We start from the raw sequence: 18197 nt of genomic DNA, 5'->3' as shown, positions 1-18197 counted from the left end.
TGACTTGACCCCGCAAGGGTTGCGAACGGGATTCGCCCACTGCCGGATGCGCCAAAAGGCCGCGCTGGGCTCTTCCCCCGCCGCGCGTTTGCGCTAATGTCCGTGGTCCATTGACGACGGGGCCGTTGCGCGAGGGGGATTCTCTTGATCGACCAGGCCCTGCGTCCAGCTTGGACCGAGAAATGAAGCTTACCATCGAGCGGGCGGCGCTGCTGAAGGCGCTGGGTCACGTGCAGAGCGTCGTCGAACGCCGCAACACCATCCCGATCCTGTCCAACATCCTGCTGTCGGCGGATCGCGACACGCTTTCGTTCTCGGCCACCGATCTCGACATGGAGATCATCGACGAGGGCCTGGCCCAGATCGACGTGCCCGGCCAGATCACGGCCCCGGCCCACACCCTGTATGAGATCGTCCGCAAGCTGCCGGACGGCTCGGACGTGTCGCTGAACTTCTCGGGCGACGATCCGCGCCTGGTGATCCAGACCGGCCGCTCGCGCTTCAACCTGCCGGTGCTGCCGGCCGGCGACTTTCCGGTGATGAGCAACGAGGGCCTGTCGAGCCGCATCGCCGTCGACGTCAACGAGCTGATGCGCCTGATCGACAAGACGCGCTTCGCCATCTCGACCGAAGAAACCCGCTACTACCTGAACGGCCTCTACCTGCACACGGTCAACGAGGGCGGCGAGACCAAGCTGCGCGCCGTGGCCACCGACGGCCACCGTCTGGCCCTGGCCGAGATGCCGGCGCCGGAAGGCTCGGCCGGCCTGCCGGGCGTGATCGTGCCGCGCAAGACCATCGCCGAGGCCCGTCGCCTGCTGGAAGACGCTGGCGAGTCGATCGACCTGCAGGTCTCGCCCCAGAAGGTCCGCTTCGAGTTCGGCCGCGCCGCCCTGACCTCCAAGGTCATCGACGGCTCGTTCCCCGACTACATGCGCGTGATCCCCAAGGACAACGCCAAGATCCTGACGCTGGACAACGACCTGTTCGCCAAGGCCGTCGACCGCGTGGCCACCATCTCGGCCGAGAAGAGCCGTTCGGTGAAGCTGGCCATCGAGCCGGGCCGCATCACCCTGACCGTCCGCAACATGGAAGCCGGCCAGGCCGTGGAAGAGGTCGAGGTCGACTACGACGGCGAGCCCTTCGAAATCGGCTTCAACGCCCGCTACCTGCTCGACGTCTGCGGCCAGATCGGCGGCCCGCAGGCCGAATTCCGCTTCGCCGACCCGGCCTCGCCCACCCTGGTGGTGGACCCGACCGATCCGGGCGTGAAGTACGTGCTGATGCCGCTGCGGGTCTGATCGCGCGGTCTGGAACATGGACGGGCGCCCCGAGGGGCGCCCGTTTTGCTTTGAGGGGTCTCTTATCGTGATGAAACGCATGCTCGGCGCGTCGCTCGCCGTCCTGGTGCTGGCCGCAAGCCCGGCTTTCGCTCAAGCACAAGCGGGCGCCCAGCCCGTCGAGCGCCGCGAGATCGGCAATCAGATCCTCGAGAAGGTGCCGGTGGCCGATCCGGCGATCCGGGCCGGCCTGGCGCGCTACCAGAACGCCCGCAGCGCCAGCTTCCAGGACTGGGCGGCCGGCGGCGGCATGCTGATCGTCACGCGCTTTGGCAACACCAACCAGATCCACCAGGTCGCCGCCCCCGGCGCGGACCGCAGCCAGCTGACCTTCCACGACGAGCCGGTCAGCGGCGTCCACACCCTGCCCGGCGGCGATGTCCTGTTCTCCAAGGACACCGGCGGCGACGAGTGGTTCCAGCTGTTCGTGCGCGACGCCTCGGGCAGGGAAGTCCAGCTGACCGAAGCGGGCACGCGCAACCAGTCGCCGGCCTGGTCGGGCGACGGCAAGGTGCTGGTCTGGAGCCGCGCGACCAAGGGCTCGGCCAACTATGACGTCGTCATGCGCGATCCCGCCGCGCCCGACGGCCGCCGCGTGATCTTCAAGGGCGAGGGCCAGGTCTCGCCGATCGACGTCTCGCCCGACGGCAAGACCGTGCTGCTGGGCCGCTATTTCTCGATCGGCGAGAGCAAGCGCTGGCTGCTCGACGTGGCCACCGGCAAGACCACCGAGCTGAACCCGGTCAAGGGCAAGGTGTCGTACGACGGCGGCCTGTTCACGCCGGACGGCAAGTCGCTGCTGATGCTGTCGGACGAGGGCTCGGACTTCATGCGGCTGGTCGAGTTCGACCTGGCGACCGGCAAGAAGCACCTGGTCTCGGGCGAGCGTCCGTGGGACGTCGAGGACTTCAAGCTGTCGAAGGATGGCCGGGTGCTGGCCTATGTGGTCAACGAGGACGGCTATTCGAAGCTGGTGGTGCAGGACTTCCGCACCCGCCGCGCCCTGCCGCAGCCGCAGCTGCCGGGCGGCGTGGTCTCCAACCTCGCCTTCTCGGAAGACGGCTCGAAGATCGGCTTCAGCCTGGCCACGCCCACGGCGGCCAGCGACGCCTGGAGCTTTGATCTGGCCAGCGGCCAGGTGACCCGCTGGACGGCCTCGGAACTGGGCGGCCTGGACGCCAAGGCGCTGGTCAGCCCCGAGCTGGTGCGCTTCCCGTCGTTCGACAAGCGCTCGATCCCGGCCTTCGTCTACAAGCCCAAGCTGGCGGCGGGCCAAAAGGCCCCGGTGATCATCGACATCCACGGCGGCCCGGAAGGCCAGTCGCGACCGGTCTTCAACCCGTTCCACCAGCACACCACGGCCGAGCTGGGGGCCGCGGTGATCGTCACCAACGTTCGCGGCTCGTCGGGCTACGGCAAGACCTTCCTGAACCTCGACAACGCCGAGAAGCGCGAGGACTCGGTCAAGGACATCGGCGCGCTGCTGGACTGGATCAAGACCCAGCCGGACCTCGATGCGAGCCGCGTGGTGGTCTACGGCCAGTCCTACGGCGGCTACATGTCGCTGGCGGTGATGACCCACTATTCCGACCGCCTGGCCGGCGGGGTCGAGCGCTACGGCATCTCCAACTTCGTCTCGTTCCTGCAGAACACCGAGGCCTATCGCCGCGACCTGCGCCGGGCCGAGTACGGCGACGAGCGCGACCCGAAGATGCTGAAGGCCTTCGAGACGATCTCGCCGCTGAACAACGTTGCCAAGATCACCAAGCCGATGCTGGTCATGCAGGGCTGGAACGATCCGCGGGTGCCCAAGTCGGAGTCCGACCAGGTGGTGGCCAAGCTGCGCGAGAAGGGTGTCGAGACCTGGTACGTCCAGTTCAAGGACGAGGGCCACGGCTTCGCCAAGAAGATCAACAACGACCGCCGCCGCGAGGTCGAGACCCAGTTCCTGCAGAAGGTGCTGGGGACCGGCGCCGCGCAGTGAGCCATCGAGGCGGTCCCGCCGGCCTGCTGCGCGAGGACCGCTTCGACGACCTCTTCGAGCGCATGCTGACCCTGTGGGCGGCGATCGACTTTTCGGATTGCGCGACCTGGTTCGAGCGCTCCGAGACGGTCGCCAGCGCCTTCGCCTCGCTGGAGCACGCGGTGGATCTTTCGGCGATGAACGTCGCCGTGCACCGGGCCATCGCGATCGACGCGCCGTTCGAGGCTTCGGTGCGCGAGCTAGTCGACCGCGCTGTCGCCCGCGAGGTGTTCGAGGTCGAGATGCGCCGCGTGCTGCTGGGCGCGGCGGGGGTCTGGCGGCTGACCGACGTGGAAGTGGCTCGGGGGTATTTCGGGTAGGGGGCGTTGGGCGTCTCGCCGAACCCCGCCATCGCCTGATCCCAATCCGCCTTCCTCGCCCTTGTGGCGAGGATCCATCGTTCAGCCTGCTCAGGCCTTTCGAGTTCTGCTCAGGTCTGAGCAGCGGCCGCCATGGGCCCTCGCCACAAGGGCGAGGGAGGCAGATTTTTTGCTTATGGAACTTGGAGCAAAGCGGCGGCGCTACGCCCCTTGCCCCCACTGCTCGCGCCATGCCAACGTCCGTTTCATAAGAAAACGGGAGGCGCCGCCATGGCCAAGATCAGCTACATGACCGTCGGTTCGAACCGGCTGGAGGAGGCCAAGGCCTTCTACGACGCCCTCTTGGGCACGATCGGCATGAGGCCGCTGTTCGAGCATCCGTCCGGCGGCCGGCTCTATCGCGGCAAGGGCGTGGGCATGTTCGGGGTGCTGGGGCCCTATGACGGCAATCCCGCCTGCATCGGCAACGGCATGATGGGCGGCTTCGACTTCGACACCCGCGAGGAGGTCGACGCCTTCCACGCCAAGGCCATCGAACTGGGCGGAACCTGCGAAGGCGCGCCGGGCGAGCGGATGCCCAAGGCCTATTTCGCCTATTTCCGCGACCTCGACGGCAACAAGCTGTGCGCCTACCGGCTGGGGGAATAGATCTCCTCAAAAATCCCGTCATTCCCGCCCTTGTGGCGGGAACCCCTCTTTCAGCCGCAAGGGCGGATGGGGCGGCGAGCTCGGCGCGCCGCTTGCGGTTCACGTGGAAGCGGAACCAGGGTTTCCCGCCACGAGGGCGGGAATGACGGGAAGAGAGGTGGCGGAGGTTCTTTTTTCCGCCCTGATCCGAGCGTAGCGCGGCGGTGTCGCTTTTTGCTGCTGGAGGCACCCCATGCGCCTGGCCTGGGATCGTATCGCCGTCGTGCTGGTCAGCGCCGGGGCCTGGGCCATGGTGCTGCTGGCCGGGCCGCACCTGATGCACGGCCTGCGGACCGCGCCGCGCCTGCTGGCCCACGCCGGGGCGGGCCGCCGCTTGCAGGGGTGAACCCAAGGCCAGCCGAGGCGTGACGCCGTCCGCGACGTGGCTTACAGAGGCGCCATGGCGTCCGCCACCATCGCCCGCCTGCGGCTCACCGACTTCCGATCCTACGAGCGCGCCGATCTGTCGACCGGCGGGCGCAGCGTCTACCTGTTCGGACCCAACGGCTCGGGCAAGACCAACCTGCTGGAAGCCGTCAGCCTGCTGTCGCCGGGCAAGGGCCTGCGTGGGTCGAGCCTGGCGGAGGTGGGCCGCCGCATGCCGGGCGAGGGCGTTTGCCGGGCCTGGGCCGTGGCCGCCGAGATCGAGCAGGCCGACGGCGAGGTCCTGAAGGTCGGCACGGGCACGGAAGCGGCCGGGGCCTCGCGCCGCATCGTCCGCATCGAGGGCGAGACCGTGCCGCCGGGACGGCTGGCCGACCACGTCCGCCCGATGTGGCTGACCCCGGCCCAGGACCGCCTGTTCCTCGAGGCGGCCTCGGATCGCCGCAAGTTCTTCGACCGGCTGGTGTTCGCCGCCGAGCCGGCCCACGCCAGCCACGCCAACGCCTATGACAAGGCCCAGCGCGAGCGCATGCGGCTGCTGAGCGACGCCGCCGACGGCGGGGCGCCGGCCGATCCGGCCTGGCTGACCGTGCTGGAGGCTCGCCTGGCGCAGGCCGGGGCGCTGATGGCGCAGGCGAGGGCGCGCACCCTGACCGCGCTTCAAGCCGAGATCGACGGGCGCGGCGACCGGCCGTTTCCGCAGGCCCGCCTGACCCTGACCGGCGCCTGGGAGCTGATGGCCCTGGACGGGGTTCCAGCGGCCGAGATCGAGCTTCAGCTGGCGGGGGCCCTGGCCGCCGCAAGGCCGCGCGACGGGGCCGCGGGCAGGGCCTTGACAGGCCCGCACCGGGGCGATCTGGCGGTGTTCCACGTCGACAAGGACCGTCCGGCCTCGGAATGCTCCACCGGAGAGCAAAAAGCGCTGATTTTGAACCTGGTTTTGGCCCAGGCGGCGAGACTTTCGCGTGCGGAATCCGCGCCGAATCCTATAGTGTTGCTCGACGAAGTCGCCGCGCATCTCGACCTCACCCGGCGAGCCGCTCTGGCCGACGAACTCACGGCGCTCAAGCTCCAGGCCTTCCTCACCGGCACGGACGAGTCGCTGTTCGACCATCTCAAGGGTCGGGCGTTGGGCGTTCGCGTCAGCGAGGCCGGCCTGACCCCCATTGAGTCTACGGCTCTGGAAGACGAATGACCGAGAATACCGAAGGCCAAGTCCCCGAAGTTCCCGAAGAAGCCGTCGCCGGCGAATACGGCGCGGACTCGATCAAGGTCCTCAAGGGCCTGGATGCGGTGCGCAAGCGCCCGGGCATGTACATCGGCGACACCGACGATGGTTCGGGCCTGCACCACATGGTCTACGAGGTGGTCGACAACGCCATCGACGAAGCCCTGGCCGGCCACGCCACCAAGGTTCAGGTGATCCTCAACGCCGACGGCTCGGTGACGGTCACCGACGACGGTCGCGGCATCCCCACCGATATCCACGAGGGCGAAGGCGTCTCGGCGGCCGAGGTCATCATGACCCAGCTGCACGCCGGCGGTAAGTTCGACCAGAACAGCTACAAGGTCTCGGGCGGTCTGCACGGCGTGGGCGTCTCGGTCGTCAACGCCCTGTCGGACTGGCTGGAACTGCTGATCCACCGCAACGGCAAGGTCCACCAGATGCGCTTCGAGCGCGGCGACGCGGTGACCTCGCTGAAGGAGACCGGCGTCTCGCCGGTGCGCGAGGACGGCCCCAAGGCCGGCGAAACCCTGACGGGCACGGAAGTGACCTTCTTCCCGTCGAAGGACACCTTCGCCTTCATCGAATTCGACCGGAAGACGCTGGAGCACCGCCTGCGCGAGCTGGCGTTCCTGAATTCGGGCGTGACGATCTACTTCAAGGATCACCGCGACGCCGAGCCTTGGGAAGAGAAGCTGTTCTTCGAAGGCGGCATCGAGGCCTTCGTTCGTCACCTCGACAAGGCCAAGACCCCGCTGCTCAAGGCGCCGATCACGGTGCGCGGGACCAAGGACAAGGTCGAGCTCGACCTGGCCATGTGGTGGAACGACAGCTACCACGAGCACATGCTGTGCTTCACCAACAACATCCCGCAGCGGGATGGCGGCACGCACCTTTCGGCCTTCCGCGGCGCCCTGACCCGGGTGATCAGCAACTACGCCGAAAGCTCGGGCATCCTGAAGAAGGAAAAGGTCAACCTGGGCGGCGAAGACAGCCGCGAAGGCCTGACCTGCGTGCTGTCGGTCAAGGTGCCCGACCCCAAGTTCAGCTCGCAGACCAAGGACAAGCTGGTCTCGTCCGAAGTGCGTCCGGCCGTCGAGAACCTCGTCGCCGAAGGTCTCTCGACCTGGTTCGAGGAGCATCCGAACGAAGCCAAGCAGATCGTCAGCAAGATCGCCGAGGCGGCCGCGGCCCGCGAAGCCGCCCGCAAGGCGCGCGAACTGACCCGCCGCAAGAGCGCTCTGGATATCACCAGCCTTCCCGGCAAGCTGGCCGACTGCTCGGAACGCGATCCGGCCAAGTCCGAAATCTTCATCGTCGAGGGTGACTCGGCCGGCGGCTCGGCCAAGCAGGCCCGCAACCGCGACAACCAGGCCGTCCTGCCGCTGCGCGGCAAGATCCTGAACGTCGAGCGGGCGCGCTTCGACAAGATGCTGTCGTCCGACCAGATCGGCACGCTGATCACGGCGCTGGGCGCCGGCATCGGCCGCGACGACTTCAACCCGGACAAGGTGCGCTACCACAAGATCGTGCTGATGACCGACGCCGACGTCGACGGCGCCCACATCCGCACCCTGCTCCTGACCTTCTTCTACCGGCAGATGCCGCAGCTGATCGAGCGCGGCTACATCTACATCGCCCAGCCGCCGCTCTACAAAGCCAGCAAGGGCAAGTCGTCGCGCTACCTCAAAGACGACACCGAGATGGACGCCTTCCTGGTGGACGAGGGCGTCGACGGCGCCGAGCTCGACCTGGGCTCGGGCGAGCGCCTGATCGGCCAGGACCTCCTGGCCCTGGTGCAGCTGGCCCGCTCGGCCAAGGGCAATATCGACCGCCTGGCGGCCCGCGCTCCGGCCTCGGCCATCGAGCAGGCGGCCCTGGCCGGCCTGCTGGGCGAGACCCCCAACGCCGACGCCGCGGCCGCGCGCCTCAACCTCTACAACGAAGAGGGCGACGGTCCGTGGTCGGGTGAGCGTGGCGACACCGGCTTCGTGTTCAGTCGCGTGCGCCGCGGCGTGTCGGAACGCATCGTGCTCGACGACGTGCTGCTGCACGCCGCCGACGCCCGTCGCCTGGCCGAACGCGCGGTCAAGCTGGCCGAAGTGTTCGAAAAGCCGGCCGTGTTCCGCCGCAAGGACAAGTCGACCACCATCCGTGGTCCGCTCGACCTGGTGCAGGCCGTGCTCGACGCCGGCCGCAAGGGCCTGACCATCCAGCGCTACAAGGGCCTGGGCGAGATGAACCCCGACCAGCTGTGGGAAACCACGCTGGACGTCGACGCCCGCACCCTGTTGCAGGTCAAGGTCAACCACGCCGACGACGCCGACGACATGTTCAGCCGCCTGATGGGCGACCTGGTCGAACCGCGCCGCGAATTCATCCAGGAAAACGCCCTGGACGCCGAAGTCGACGTCTGACGAAGCTTGGCCCTTGTGGGCGAGCGAGGTTCTGTGAAACCCTCCCAGGTTGAGGCGCCTGGGAGGGTTTTTCATGTCGGTTTCGGTGTTGGCGGCCGCGATGCTGGCGCTGTCGGTTCCGCAAGGGCCGGTCCCGCCGGCGGTCGACGAGGTCGAGGTCTCGCCCCAGGGCGTGGATCCCTATCCGGCCTTCGTGCGGCGGGCCACGCCCCTGACGCCGGCCGGCAAGGTGATGGTGTGGTCGACGGCGCTGTGCCCCTACGTGGCCGGCGGACGGACCGAAGAGAACCGTTACCTGCACGACCGCATCAGCCAGGCGGCGCGCCAGGCTGGCGTGCGGATGGCGGGCAAGGGCTGCCGGCCCAACCTCACCGTCGTGCTGGCCGACGAGCCGGAGGCGCTGGTGCGCAAGGCCAGGGCGGCGGGCAAGTTCTGGGTCGACCGCGAGCGTCCGCTGAGCTTCGAGCGCTACGCCACCACCGACCGGCCGGTACGGGTGTGGACCAACTTCGCCGAGGTCGACGTGATGCGCGGGGCGGTGAGCGCCGACGGCCTGGGCAACGACCTGCTGATGTTCACCACCAGCAGCGCCGGCTCGCGCGTGCGCACCTCGGTCGCGGGCGTGATCCAGGACCAGTTCGTGGTCGTCGATCGTCGCCGGATGGGCGGACGCAAGTTGGCGGGGCTGGCCGACTACGTGGCGCTGGCGGGCGTGGCCTCGGCCCGCGCCGACCGGGACTATGCCGGCTTCAACACGGTGCTGAACCTCTTCACTGAAGAGGGCAGGGGCGACGCCTCGCCGATGGACCGGGCCTATCTGCGCGGCCTGCAGACGGTGAAGGCCGACTCGCCGGGCGGCTCCCAGCTGGGCCAGGTGGTCACGGCCATGCGCGCCGAGCGCGACGGAAGGGCCGACCGCTAGACGACCCGGCCGACGCCCGACGCCAGCTGCGACATGGCCTGGGACAGCGTGCGGCCATCCGGCCCCAGCGGGGTGTTCAGGGCCGCGGCGCGGATGCGCTCGGCGGCGCCGGCGTCGCCCTGCATCGCGGCCATCAGGCTCTTGGCCAGGGCGGCCGACAGGCAGGCGCGGTCGAGGCGCAGGGCCACCTGGCAGCGCCGCGTGGCCGCGTCGATCCGGCCGTCGAGCACGTCCAGCACCGCCAGGGCGCCATGGGTCTCGGCGAAGCTGTCGTCCAGCGCCAGCGCCTTGTCGAACAGGCGGCGGGCGGCGGCCAGGTCGCCTTGCGCGAAATGGCCCCAGCCGGCGGCGATCCACGAGCCGAGATGGTCGCCAAAGCGCGCGGCCGCGGCTTCGACCAGGGCCGTGCCAGCGACGGAGTCGCCCCGGGCCAGCAGGGCCAGGCCCTTGCCCAACTGCGCGCGGCCGCTGGTCGGGTCGGCGGCCAGGGCGCGATCGAACAGGTCGGTGGCCTCGGATACCTGGCCCTGGTCGAGCGCCAGGGCGGCCAGGGTCGAGAGGCCTTCATGGGTGTCGCCGGCCTCAAGGGCGTAGGCGCGCGCCAGTTCGGTGTCCTCGGCGTCGACCGCCGCCACCGCCAGGGCGCTCATCAGGGCCTGGTCCTGGACGCCGGCGGCCACATAGGCCGCGCCCTCGGCCAGGGCCTCATCCAGCCGCCCAAGGCGGTGCAGGGCCTGCACCTTGAGCGCGGCGGCGGCCGGCGCGGCGGCGACCACGGCCTCGTCGACCAGGGCGACGACGGCCTCGGGGGCGGCGGTCATGGCGCTGGCCCAGGCCAGGTTGAACCGCAGCTGCGGGTCGCCTGGCGCCTCGGCCAGCAGCGGCTCCAGCAGCGCCACGGCGTCGGCGTGACGGCCCTCGCCCATCGCCGCCAGCCCGGCCAGGTTGCGCAGGCGCGGCGACAGCGGAGCCTGCGCAGCATAGCGCTCGACCAGTCCGGCGACCTCCGCCCAGAGCCCCTCCTCGACGGCCGCCCCGGCCGCGTCCTCGATCAGCCGCAGGTTCGACGGATCGATACGCAGGAAGCCCGAAAGGCGCTCGAAATGGGACGCGGCAGGCGCGGATACGGTCTGGGACATCAGGGGCGCCGGGGTGAACGGTGATTGGAACGCAAGGTTACGCGTTGCGGGGGATCAGCCTATGGGGCGGGTTGCGGGGCGACAAGGTTGCGTGTTTCGATTAGTTCTGAGCGGTCTTCGGTGGGCAGTTTCTCGGTTGAGGCCGTCATTGACGCCCACCCTGGTCCCTCTTCCATCCCCGCAACCTTCCGGATCAGGCAGCCGGGCGATCCAGCAGCCGGACCGGCCTTCAGGAGGCTGGTGTAGGCGGTCGGTCCGTCCGGGCCTAGCGCGGGGGGGCGTTCCGAAAGCCAGCGCCAGAACATCATCGCGTCGAACAACGACCCCGCGACGGTCGCTTTGGTCACCCATTTATATTACATGCCGCGCAAAGTGCCGGTGAATTTCCCGCAGTCGCATTCGTGAACCAAGGCGGTGCCGCGCTCTTCGAAGCGGATCGGCACGTGGCAAATGTCGCATTTCACCGAATTCATTCCCGTGCGGCGGTAATCATCAAGGGCTTGAAGAAACAACGCCTTGTCGGCCTCAGTAAGCGGGCTAAGCATGGGGCCTCTCTATCGTCCGAACCAGTACTGGGATTTGTCGACATCCCGTACACGCAAGCCACTCGCATGAATGCGCTCAACCGCATCGCGCAACAACAGGGTGCGATCCTTTGGTGTCAAGCCTGGGGCCAAACGAGCAGCTCGCCAACTAGCCTGAACTTCATCATGAAGAGAGCCTGCCTCGAAAGCTCTACCGGCCAAGCTGGTTTCTCGGTGACCGACAATCTCATGCGCAAGCAGGCCGTTCGGCGAAATTCTTGAGTTCGCAGAAAGGCCTGGACCGATTCCGGGGTTGAGATCGGGCCCCACAAAGACCGTGTCGAATAGGTCGCTATATGCGCTTCGTTGGTGAGCGGCGACGCCTGTGAAGAATTGAAGCTTCTCATCCGGCAACCCAAGGGTAGCCGCATACTTGCGCGCTGACTGGATTTCTGCCTGTGAAAGGGCTTCTGTACCTCGGCTCAAGCCACCAAGGAGCCGGTCTCGACCGAGGGAAGCTGTATCAAAGCCAATATTGTCCAGCACCAGCGGTCCGCCGCGTAGAACCGGAGCCGCCGCGCCAAATCGCGCCACGGCGGCTTCCCCGCCCGTTACCGCGCTCATCACGATATCAGGGGTGTAGTAGCCCAGCCTGTTTGCGACGAGCAGGTCCAGATTTCCCTGCTGCTGCGCCGTCTGAATCTGCGTCACCCCCTTCTCGATCTGGCCGCCAACCGCCAGGGTAAACTCGATGCGGCCTTTGAAGTTGAGCGGGTTCATCAAGCGCGAGATGGCCCTCCCGCCTTCCCACGTCGCCTTCAGCATCTCTCCCGTGACGCCGACGGGGTCCAAGACCCAGCTATCGACCGCATCCGTGAACGCGTTGGCCCGTTCGGTGAGGCCGTCTGCGTAGGCAGAGGAGCGTAGTCCTGCCCGCGTCAAAGCCTGGTCTCGCTTGGAGACGGACAGGGAGAACATCTCACCTGTGACCTCGAGGCCTTCGAAGTAACCGCCCTGATAGTAGACATCGCCAGTATTGGTGTCGGTCACCGTCAGCGTCGAATATTTACGTCCGTCGCCAGCCTCAATCTCTCCATAGGTCGGATGGAGATCTGCGCCTGCAGGCCCCTGCATCGTCAGGGATCCGAACTGGCCCACCGTCTGCTTGTAGGCGAAGCTCGTCGAGTACCGGCTTGCCGGGATGAACGTTGCATCGCCAATCTCGATCCTGCCGCGGCGCGAGACCTTGGTGATAGCGCCGGACGGCGTGGTGCGGAACGTCGGCATGGTGCTCAGCGGGCCCGGATCATCCGGTCGCCACGCTTGCAGTGGTGCTGGTTCTTCGACCGACACGGTGTCGTTCCACACCTGGACGTTGCCGTAGGCCGGCTCCTTGGATCCCGCCTTGTTTCGCCCATCGTGAGCGGATTGGGGCTTGGTCGCCATCCCGTTGGTGATCGCCCGGCCGATCGTGCTGCCGACCACACTGGGCAGCATGGATCTGACGTTGTCACCGAAGTCGGTGCCGGTGAGCAGCGATTGCGCGCCCGCGCTGGCCAGCAACTCGGCTGTGCCGGCCAGGGCCATGTTGCGGATTGAGCCGGCCGGCGCCCAGGACGTGCCGCCCGCGGCCCTGGCGACGCCGCCGCCGACAGCCGTCCCGACGGCGCTGACCGCCACGCTGGTCCAGTCGAACTTCGACTGGAGTCCCGTGGCGACGGCGACCCCCTGCGTTACGACGTTGGCGGCGGCGCCGCGGACGATCTGCGTGCCCAGATTTCCCGGGCCACCAACCCCCACCGCTCCGCCGACGGCGCCGTTGATGGCCGCCATGCCCACGCTTTTCCAGCTGAACTTGTCCTGCACGCCCGTGGCGATGCCCACGACCTGCTGGGCCACGTTGCCCACCGCCATGGACGCGGCGCCGATGACGATTTTTCCCAGGAAGGAGGCCGACGGTCCGCCAAGCGCGCCAGCGGTGACGTAAGTCACCACGGCCGCCACGACCACGGCCAGGATCTGGCCGAAGACGCCGCAGCCCTGCTTCTTACGCGGCTGGACCGGCGCCACCTGGTCGGGCGCGACCGAGCCCAGGGCCTGGGTCGGGTCGTAGGCCTGGAAGGTGTCGCTGCTGTGGTGGACGTTGGTGACCTGGGCCGGGATCTGGATCCGCGTGCCCTGGACCAGTTCCTCGGACCCCGTCAGGCCGTTGAAGTTGGCGATCAGGTACCAGAGGCTGGCGTCGCCCCACAGGCCCGCGGCGATCGACTGCAGGGTGTCGCCCGGCACGACCGTATAGGTCGGCGCGCCTTCGGCCTCGGCCAGTGAGTTGGCGTTCAGCGCGTCGTACTGCTGGTCCATGTCGGCATAGGACGACGGCGACCCGCCCTGGAAGGCCGTGCTCTGCGCGGGGGCCGAGCGCTGGGCGATCGAGGCGGCGTAGTTGGTCTTTCCGTTGGCCCCGTCGTTGCCGATGTTGGCCCGCTGGATGTTGTTGAAGCGGTAGTAGTACTCGACCGGATTGGCCGACGAAGCGCTGGTTTCCTTGCGCGACAGGATCTGGCCGGCGGCGTTGGTGACGTAGTGCACCGTGCGCGGACGGCCGTCCTGGATGGCCACCGAGACCACGTTGCCGCTGGTGTCGTAGGTGAAGGTCGAGGTGTTGACCGTCGACTTGGTGATGTCGGGCCGGATCGAGATCACGCTCTGTTTGGGGCCGTCCCACCAGACATAGGTGTTGACGGTGTCGCTGGTCGGCTGGGCCGTCGTCTGGCCCGACTTGATCTGGCTGGAGGTCGTGCGGGTGTGCACCACCATCCCGCCCAGATAGGCGCCGGTATAGACGCCGCCGCCGACATCGGCCCGGTAGTCGTAGGTGGTGTTGGCGGTGATGATCGCGCCGTCCGACTGCAGGGTCGAGGTCTGGGAGAGGATCACCTGCGAGCCGGCGTCGTAGGTCGAGTCCTCGCTGTAGGCGATCTTGCCGTCGGCGTTGTATTCGCTGTGCGAGAGCAGGCGGCCCATGCTGTCGCGCACGTTCTGCACGCGCAGCGCGCCGTTGATGTGCACCGTCGAGAGGTAGCCGCTGGGGGTGTAGGTGTAGGTCTCGGCGTTGCCCGTCGACGTCGCCGAGATGCGGCGACCGGCCCGGTCGTAGGTCAGGTCGACGCCCGTGTCGCCGCGGCCGATGGTGTTGCCGGCCGCGCCGCGCGCCTGGGTGACCGCGCCCTGGGCGTCGAGCAGCTGGCCCCCGGTGGTCACGAACCGGTTCATGCTGTCGTAGCGGTACCACTGGTTCTTGCTGACCAGCGCCCCCGACACCAGGTCGCGATAGGTCGAGGCGACCAGGCGGACGTTGTTGTTGGCGTCGTACTCGTAGTTGATGTCGACCGGATTGGCGCCGTCCTCGCCGCTGTCGACCAGGCGCGTGGTGCGGCCCAGCGCGTCGTAGGTCATCGACGCGTCCTGCAGGGAGCGGGTGACCTGGTAGACCTGCCCGAACTCGTCATAGGCGTTGGTCGTGAGGACCTGGGTCTCGCGGGTGCGTCGGCCGGCGGCGTCATAGCCGTAGGTCTGGACCGACTGGGCCCCGGTCAGGCCGAAGTTCAGGTTGCTCTCGGACGCCAGGGCGCCGGTGTTGAAGTAGGTGTAGCGCAGGTCCTGGCCGGCGCTGTTGGTCTTCTGGACCAGGCGGCCGGCCAGGTCATAGGTCAGGTTCGAGGTGCGGCCGCCGAAGTCCACGCCACCGAGCGAGCGCCCGAAGTAGTCGGCCTTGGCCGTCGAGATCAAGCCGGCGGTGTTGGTGATGGTCTGGGTCCAGCCGCCGAACACGCCCAGGCCCGTCGTGGCCAGCGAGGCGTCATAGGCGTAGGCGTAGGTGGTCGCATAGCCGTTGAAGTCGATCTGCGAGACCACCCGGCCGTCGAGGTCGTAGTCCGTGCGCTCGGCCAGGGCCGTGGTGCCCAGCTGCGAGTTCGAATGCCGGATCCGCTGGCCCAGGCCGTCATAGGTGTAGCTGTCGATGAGGCTCTGGGTGCTTCCGTAGAGGCCCATGAACTGCTGGCGGTTCAGGATGCTGCCGTCGGCGAAGCGGATCTCGCTGACGCCGTAGCGTGCGCTGGTCAGCTGGTTGACCAGGACGATGTTGTCGCCCGTGCCGTTGGCGATGATCAGGTTGCTGCCGCTGCCGGTGAAGATCAGCTGGGCGGCGGTGATGCCGGGGCCCAGTTGAAGAATCGAGGTGCTGGTCGCGCCCGATCCCGCATCGGCCTCGATCCGCACGGCGCCGTAGCCGACGTTGAAGAGGAAGGTGTCGTCGCCGCCGTTGCCCTTGATGTAGTTGGCCACGCCGTTGGTGTCGAAGACCTCGCCGCCAGGCGTTCCGTACAGCAGGCGATTGGCGGTCGACCCCGTCGCGGCCAGGGCCAGCATCTGCTGGCGGCTGATCGTGGTTCCGTCGGCCAGCTCGATGGTGTCGACGCCGTAGGAGAACGGGCCGGTGGCGGAGTTGGTGTAGAACTGATCGTTGAGCTGGACCCGGCCCCCGCCGCCGACCGTGATGATCAGGTCGTCGCCGGTGGTGCCGGAGAAGGTCAGGTTGGCCATGCCGATGCCGGCGCCGAACCGCAGCACCGATCCAGACCCGCCGTACTGGTACTGCTGGATCTCGAGCGCGCCGTAACCGACATTGTAGAGGAAGGTGTCGGCGCCGCCGTTGCCGTTGATGTAGCGCGCCGCCCCCGTGGTGTCGAAGGTCTCGGCGCCCGAGGCGCCATAGAGGAATCGATTGGCGGCCGAGCCGATCGAGAGAATATCGAGCATCTGCTGACGGGTGAGCGTCGAGCCGTCGGCGAACTCTATCGATCCGACGCCGTAGTAGCTTCCGCTGGTGAACTGGTTGTTGATCTGGATCACGTCGCCGTTCGCGGCGCTGATGATCATGCCGCCGGTGCTGGTGCCGCGGAAGGACAGGTTCGAGAGCGTGTAGCCGGCGCCGAACCGCAGGACGGCGTTGGCGGCGTTGCCCTGGTTGATCTCCAGCGCGCCGTAGCCTGGATTGTAGATGATCGTATCGGCGCCGCCGCGACCATCGATGTAGTGGGCCTGGCCATTGGTGTCGATCACGTCGGCGCCGTCGGCGCCGTAGATGGTGCGATTGGCGGCCGAACCCGTCGTCACCATGGCGCCCAGTTGCGCGCGATTGAGCGTGGTCCCGTCGGCCAGCAGGACCGATGCGACGCCGTAGAAGGTTCCGCTGCTGAACTGGTCGTTGATCTCGATCCGGTCGCCGTTGGGACCGGTGATGATCAGGTCGCCGCCGATGCTGTCGAAGACCAGATTGGAAAGGGTGAGACCGGCGCCCAGCTGGAGGGTCGCGCCGGTCCCGCCGCGCTGGGTGATCTCAAGCGCGCCGTGTCCGGCGTTGTAGACGAACGTGTCGTTGCCGCCTTGGCCGTTGATGTATCGAACACCCGAGGTCGCGATCAAGGTCTCGGCGGCGGTCGTGCCGTTCAGCGAGGTCCCCGCCGGCGAGAGCGGCGTCGTGATCAGGGCGACCTGTTCGCGGCTGAGGGTGGTCCCGTCGGCGAACATGAAAGAGCCGATGGAATAGTAGGAGCTGCTGACGTGGGACCTGATCCGGATCGCGTCGCCATTCTGGCCGGTGACGAGCAGGTCGCCGCTATCGGATCTGAAGGTCAGGCTGGCCTGGGTGATGCCCGCGCCGAACTGCAGGATGGAGCCGGCGCTGTTGGGATTGTCGATCGTCAGCTCGCCATAGCCGAGATTGTAGACGAAGGTGTCGCCGCCGCCGCCGCCCTGGGCGAAGCTGGCGAAGCCCATGCTGTCGATGATGTCCGCGCCGCCGCTGCCGTAGATCTTTGCGTTGGCGGCCGATCCGGTGCTGACCAGGCTGGCCAGCTGCTGGCGGTTCAGCGTCGTTCCATCGGCGAACTGGACCGAGCCTACGCCCCACAATATGCCCACGAAAGGCGCGGCGAAATGGTTGCTGACGACGATCCGGTCGCCGTTGGCGCCGGTAATGATCAGGTCATTGCTAGTGTTGCTGGTGAAGCTGAGATTCGAGGTGCTCAGGCCCTCTCCCAGCACCAGGACCGATGTGCTGCCGCTCTGTTGGTCGATTTGCAGCGCGCCGTAGCCGGCCTTGTAGACGAAGGTGTCGGTGCCGCCGCCGCCGCGGATGTAGTGGGCCGCGCCCTTGCCGTCGAAGTAGTTGTTCCCCGAGGTTCCATAGAGGCTGCTGTTGAGGGTCGAGCCGATCGTCACCCGTTCCGCCAGCTGCTGGCGGGTCAGCGTCGTGCCGTCGGCGAACTCGATGAGGTCGATCCCCGCCACCGTGCTGCCGTACTGGCCGTTGACCTGGATCAGGTCGTTGGCGCCGCCGCCGATGATCAGGTTGCCCGAGGCGTCGCTCGAGATCGCCAGGTTTTCGGCCGTGAAGCCCGGTCCCATCCGCAGGATGGAGCCTGAGCCGGTCGCGGCGATCTCCAGGGCGCCGTATCCCGCATTGTAGATGAAGACGTCGGCGCCGCCGTTGCCCTGGGCGTAGAACGCCTGGCCCCGGCTGTCGAAGGTGTTGGCTCCCGATGTGCCGTAGAGGCGTCGGTTCCCGGCCGATCCGGTGGTCACCAGGCCGGTGATCTGCTGCTGGCTGAGCGTCGAGCCGTCGGCGAACTTGATCTGGGCGACGCCGTTGGACGAGGCGGCGAACTGGCCGGTCACGTGGATCCGGTCGCCCTGGGCGTTGATGATGACCAGGTTGCCGCTGCCGTCATTGCTGAAGGCCAGGTCGGACAGCGAGGTCCCGATGTCGAATTCGAGCACGGCGCCGCTCGACGTTCCGCCGGGCGCGTTGATCACCACCGAGCCGACGCCGCGGTTGAAGCGGAAGACGTCCGCCCCGCCATTGCCCTCGAGGACCGACGGGCCGCGGATGTCGAACTCGTCCTTGCCCGTGGTTCCCCGCAGGGTCAGCGGGTTGGACTTCGAGGTGTGGGCCAGGCTTACCAGGCGGCCCATGCCGTCGTAGGTGCGGGTCTCCACCGCCCCCACTTCGTTGATCGCGAAGCGGGCGTCGCGGAACACGTCGTAGCCGGTCTGCACCACGCCGCCGTCGGCGCGCCGCTCGGAGATCGCCAGCGCCTGGTCGTCGCCGTAGCCGCTGCCGGCGAGGAGTTGCCTTGTGGTGAGGGCGCCG

At 67.8% G+C, this 18197-nt stretch carries 11 protein-coding genes; 8 read left to right on the top strand and 3 right to left on the bottom strand.

Annotated elements, in window-relative coordinates; translation table 11 throughout:
• Window positions 1-182 precede the first annotated feature (182 nt).
• From dnaN to V6S85_RS17845, 8 genes are all read left to right on the top strand, one after another.
• Entirely contained in the window at window positions 183-1301 is a 1119-nt protein-coding gene (gene dnaN / locus V6S85_RS17880; RefSeq protein WP_101716762.1) for a DNA polymerase III subunit beta, read from the top strand.
• 70 nt (window positions 1302-1371) lie between these two features.
• Entirely contained in the window at window positions 1372-3324 is a 1953-nt protein-coding gene (locus V6S85_RS17875) for a S9 family peptidase (protein WP_334349786.1), read from the top strand.
• Window positions 3321-3683, top strand: coding sequence for a hypothetical protein (locus tag V6S85_RS17870; RefSeq protein ID WP_116569092.1), 363 nt, complete (start codon window positions 3321-3323; stop codon window positions 3681-3683). The genes V6S85_RS17875 and V6S85_RS17870 overlap by 4 nt, the downstream gene beginning before the upstream one ends.
• 270 nt (window positions 3684-3953) lie before the next feature.
• The gene (locus tag V6S85_RS17865; RefSeq protein ID WP_116569093.1) at window positions 3954-4331 is read left to right on the top strand and encodes a VOC family protein; all 378 of its coding nucleotides are present in this window, start codon (window positions 3954-3956) and stop codon (window positions 4329-4331) included.
• A gap of 232 nt (window positions 4332-4563) precedes the next feature.
• On the top strand, window positions 4564-4716 hold the full coding sequence (locus V6S85_RS17860) for a hypothetical protein (RefSeq protein ID WP_165828988.1): 153 nt from the start codon (window positions 4564-4566) through the stop codon (window positions 4714-4716).
• A 54-nt stretch (window positions 4717-4770) separates the two neighbouring features.
• A complete protein-coding gene (gene recF, locus V6S85_RS17855) occupies window positions 4771-5949 on the top strand; it encodes a DNA replication/repair protein RecF (RefSeq protein ID WP_334349785.1) in 1179 nt (392 codons plus the stop codon).
• Window positions 5946-8396, top strand: a complete 2451-nt coding sequence (gyrB, locus tag V6S85_RS17850; RefSeq protein WP_334349784.1) for a DNA topoisomerase (ATP-hydrolyzing) subunit B — start codon at window positions 5946-5948, stop codon at window positions 8394-8396. Before recF ends, gyrB begins: the two co-directional genes overlap by 4 nt.
• 73 nt (window positions 8397-8469) lie before the next feature.
• Window positions 8470-9318 (top strand): hypothetical protein, encoded by an 849-nt coding sequence (locus V6S85_RS17845; protein WP_334349783.1) that lies wholly within the window; start codon window positions 8470-8472, stop codon window positions 9316-9318.
• Here V6S85_RS17845 and V6S85_RS17840 read toward each other — a convergent pair.
• The 3 genes from V6S85_RS17840 to V6S85_RS17830 form a co-directional block, all read right to left on the bottom strand.
• Window positions 9315-10457 (bottom strand): hypothetical protein, encoded by a 1143-nt coding sequence (locus V6S85_RS17840; RefSeq protein WP_334349782.1) that lies wholly within the window; start codon window positions 10455-10457, stop codon window positions 9315-9317. The genes V6S85_RS17845 and V6S85_RS17840 overlap by 4 nt on opposite strands.
• 356 nt (window positions 10458-10813) lie before the next feature.
• Window positions 10814-11002 (bottom strand): hypothetical protein, encoded by a 189-nt coding sequence (locus V6S85_RS17835; protein WP_334349781.1) that lies wholly within the window; start codon window positions 11000-11002, stop codon window positions 10814-10816.
• Window positions 11003-11011: 9 nt separating this feature from the next.
• A partial coding sequence (locus V6S85_RS17830) for a calcium-binding protein (RefSeq protein WP_334349780.1) occupies window positions 11012-18197 on the bottom strand: 7186 nt, incomplete at its 5' end.

Source organism: Caulobacter sp. CCNWLW153 (assembly GCF_036889365.1).
Classification (GTDB): Bacteria; Pseudomonadota; Alphaproteobacteria; order Caulobacterales; family Caulobacteraceae; genus Caulobacter; species Caulobacter radicis.
This window is presented reverse-complemented; position numbering and strand designations above follow the sequence as displayed.